4 protein-coding genes are annotated in these 3538 nt (G+C 67.3%); 2 read left to right on the top strand and 2 right to left on the bottom strand.

All coding sequences use genetic code 11. The features are described 5' to 3' along the window. Window positions 1-179: 179 nt before the first annotated feature. A complete protein-coding gene (locus AB0D46_RS38345) occupies window positions 180-950 on the bottom strand; it encodes a transposase (RefSeq protein ID WP_362884717.1) in 771 nt (256 codons plus the stop codon). 100 nt (window positions 951-1050) lie between these two features. Between AB0D46_RS38345 and AB0D46_RS38340 the strand changes: the two genes are divergently transcribed. Beyond that, on the top strand, window positions 1051-1464 hold the full coding sequence (locus AB0D46_RS38340; RefSeq protein ID WP_362884715.1) for a hypothetical protein: 414 nt from the start codon (window positions 1051-1053) through the stop codon (window positions 1462-1464). Between the two features lie 520 nt (window positions 1465-1984). On the opposite strand, the gene AB0D46_RS38335 is transcribed toward AB0D46_RS38340, so the two are convergent. After that, entirely contained in the window at window positions 1985-2539 is a 555-nt protein-coding gene (locus AB0D46_RS38335; RefSeq protein WP_362884713.1) for a hypothetical protein, read from the bottom strand. 61 nt (window positions 2540-2600) lie between these two features. Between AB0D46_RS38335 and AB0D46_RS38330 the strand changes: the two genes are divergently transcribed. After that, window positions 2601-3538: hypothetical protein (locus AB0D46_RS38330; RefSeq protein WP_362884712.1), on the top strand; the 938-nt coding region annotated here is incomplete at its 3' end.

Genomic DNA, 3538 nt, shown 5'->3' with positions numbered 1-3538 from the left:
CGATGCCCTCCAAGACACCCTGAGGTGCTGGACCGGTGTCTGCACCACCTGCCGGCAGCCCCTCCCGAACAGACCACACACCACACCAAGATCAACCTAACGGAGTCCTACTAAGGGCTGTCCCGTAAATGATCTCCGAGTCGCCTTGGGCATGCTCGGTGGTCGTGTGGCCCGTTCACCTATCCGGCGAGGGCGAGGTTGTGCAGGCGGGCGATGCCGAGCATGGCGTGGTGGACGCCGTCGCCTTTGAGGCGGCAGTCGCGGAGGATCTTCCATGTCTTCATGCGGGCGAAGACGTGCTCGACGCGGGCGCGGACCTGCTTGTGGGACTTGTTGTGTTCCTCCTTCCAGCCCGGAAGTTCAGCCTGGCCACGCTCACGGCGGTGCGGAATGACGAGTCCGGTGCCGGGGTAGCCGCCGTCGGCGATCGTGAGGGTCTTGCCGACCGCGGCTTTGGCGCCGGATTCCTCCCACGCCTTGCAGTCGTTGCGGTTCCCGGCGAGTGGCCGGCCGACCGCGACGACCAGGCGGGTGTCGGCGTCGATGACGACCTGGTGGGTGGTGGAGTACCGGTAGTTCTTTGACCGCGCGGCGATGGTGTGGTCTCGGGTGGGCACCAGGGTGCCGTCCACGATGAGCACGGCGTCCTTGGCGAACCGCTTGCGGGGTTGGAGAACGAGCATCGGCCCCAGGTGGTCGATGATCCGGTCCGCCGCCGACTTCGACACCCCGAACAACGGGGCAAGCTGCCGCACCGTCAGGTTCGTGCGCCAGTACGCCGCGACCGGCAGGGCCCGGTCCTCCAGCGGAAGGCTCCACGGCCGGCCCTTACGTACCGCCTCCGCTCCCTCGCGCCGCAGAACCGTCACCAGCGTGCCGAACTGCCGCGGGCTGAGCCCACTGAACGGGCCTATCCAAGACGGCTCCGACGCCGTGATCACACCAGCCACGGCGAGATCGTCTCACCTTGATCACGCTGTGGGACCCACCAGCCTCTGGCGGGATACATCTCGGTCGCTCGGACGGACTCGGCATGAGAGTCTCACGTCCGTGGCTACTGAATCTGAGGTGGGAGAGCTGTTGCACCAGCGCGGCTGGCGGACGGCATTCACGGTCGCTGAACGGGTGAACGCGTGGGCCGCCCTGGTGAGCGCCATTGAGCGCGGCTACGGCGACGACATCTCCGAGTACACCAACGACCTCTACTGCCGAAACTGGCTGCACGAAGCGTGGCTCCTGCTGGACGAACACATCGTCCAGCTCTGGACCCCGCAGATCAAAGCCCTGGACGACCAGTACAAGGCCGCGACCACCGACGATGACGGCCAAGCATTCGACCAGTTCCACAGGCTGCCCGGCCCCGACCTGTGGTGGTGGCGGCGCCGCCCCCGCATCCTCAGCGGAGATCTCGGGCGTTCGCTTCGTTCCGCTGGTGCCGTCGGCGCCGACCTGGACACAGCATGACCCTCAACCTCCTGGGATTACGGGACAACTCTTAGCCCCACGATGGAGCCGTCATCCCCGATGGGTGCTGTGCCGGCGACGGCTACGTAATCGCCTCCTCGGACCGCCCGCGAGAACCCGATCTGCGGTTCCAGCGGGGACCCGGAGCTGACGGTCTGTCGAATTCGTTCCATCAGGTCATGCTCCCAGATGGTGCTCGATGACCAACCACCAGCACCCGCCCGAACCACCATGGGATCGGAAACAGCTGCCAAGCCCTCCACAAACCTCCGCGGAGCAGTACTGGTCAGCGGTAGGGACTCCAGCGGCCGTAGCGGGCCCCGCACACGTTCGCCGGGTTCCCTTTCGGCCGAAGGCCCAGGAGAAATCGAATGCCGCCGCAGCGTGTGTCTGCGAGCATGCGTCGCTGTGAAGTTTGTCATCCGTCGTGCGGTCGACTCTGATGCCGCCGAGGTGGCCGAGGTGTGGCTGCGTTCGTCGGGCGAACTCCGGCCCCGGCCAATACACCCTCCCGACCGGTTCAGTCGCGCGGAGGAATCATCTTGTCGATATCGGCGAGCACCTGACGCGCGCTGTCGATGTCCATCTCAATGAGGGTCCGCCGGAACTTCCCCGGCCCGTTCCGGTAGCGAGTCCTGCCCGCTTCGGAGGTGAAGGCGTCCGCCGGGATGGCGTCCTGGTCCGGCGGAACGAATTTGAGCACTTCTTCGAAGGCTGCGAGGGCGTAGGCCATCGCCGCGCGGTACTTGTGGTGCTCGGACTCGGGCCGGTTGAGCAGCTCAAGGCTGGCGGCCCGGGAAACCCGGTAGGCGACGGCCACGTACTCGCCGGGGTCGATGATTCGGGAAGGTTCGGGGCCGCCGAAGGCGGGCGCGGGCGGAGGGATCTCTTCCGTCATCTGGAACTCGAAGTGCCGGTCTCGGCCGCACTGCCGGCACAACCCCTCGTACACCGCCACGAGCTCGTCGCCCCGCAACTCCAACCGGTGCTGCCGGTCGAAGTCGAAGCTGCCGCACTCGCATGCGTGCAGGTCCATGTACAGGTGCGCTTCGGACGAGGATCGAGCTATCAACATGGCATGATCCTAAGGTTCATTGCGCGGTGACGTCGCTCCGGCGACGTGAGAGGGGCATCACGTGGACAGGTCGACCGATCCCCGGATCCTGATGGCTACGCTGGGGCGGGCCGTAGGACAACGACGGTCGAGCGCACCCGATCATCAGGGCGCACTGCTGGCCGCCGCCGAGCGGGACATGGGCTTGGTGGCGCCCCTCGTCCTCGGCGATCGGTTCGGTTCCCCGCTGCCCGGGACGGAGAAGGGGCGTCGGTTCTTCGACCTGCTCGACAGGCGGGACAGCCAGGTCCGGTCCGTCAGGATCTGGGTGGATGCCATCCCACTGGACACGGGAACGATCGCCAGCACCGCGACGAACACGACGTCGGACCACTACGTCCTCCGGATCTCCGACCGCCTGCCGACCGAGTTTGTGGGGCGGGTGCTCGCCCACGCGGTGGGCGAAACGTTCGCCATCCGCGAGCGCGCGGCAGCAGGACTGACTCCCGTACGCGAAGATCTTTTGGGCCGGGGGACGGCCCTCTCCGCGGAGGCCGAGTTGTCCGCTGCGGACATGGGACGCATCGGCGAGCTCAACTGGCTCGCCGAACAGGGTGCCACCGCACGGCTGCCCCAGGAGCAGCGCAGCAGTGCCCGCACGGATTTCTCCGCTCTGCTGGACCAGTACGGAATGCGCCCCACCGCCGAGGTGAGCGATGAGCGCGCATTCGCTCCCCAAAACGCCGCAGCGAGGGCTCGACGCCTGGCGGCGGCGGAATTCCTCACGGACGAAGCCCGTCTGCTGCTTGAGCCCTTGGCTCGCCCCATCGAGCAGCTCGACCCCGCCGACGCCGCCGCCCTCCAAGCCTCCCGCGACGCCGCCATGATCGCCGAGCGCCAGGTCGAGGCGTTCATCGGCCGCCGCGACGTCACCATGCCCATGCCCGGCTACGACCAGAACGGGCTCCCGCTGGCCCGCGACCAGCTGGAACCCGCCTCCGCCCAATGGGCCGCATACCG

The organism is Streptomyces sp. NPDC048383, from assembly GCF_040651775.1.
Classification (GTDB): Bacteria; Actinomycetota; Actinomycetes; order Streptomycetales; family Streptomycetaceae; genus Streptomyces.
The sequence above is the reverse complement of the archived record's forward strand: the minus strand, read 5'-3'. Positions and strand labels throughout refer to the sequence as shown.

Excerpts from the sequence above, each read along its gene's own strand:
- AB0D46_RS38335 (WP_362884713.1), bottom strand. The coding sequence starts at position 2,539 with ATGTTGATAGCTCGATCCTCGTCCGAAGCGCACCTGTACATGGACCTG.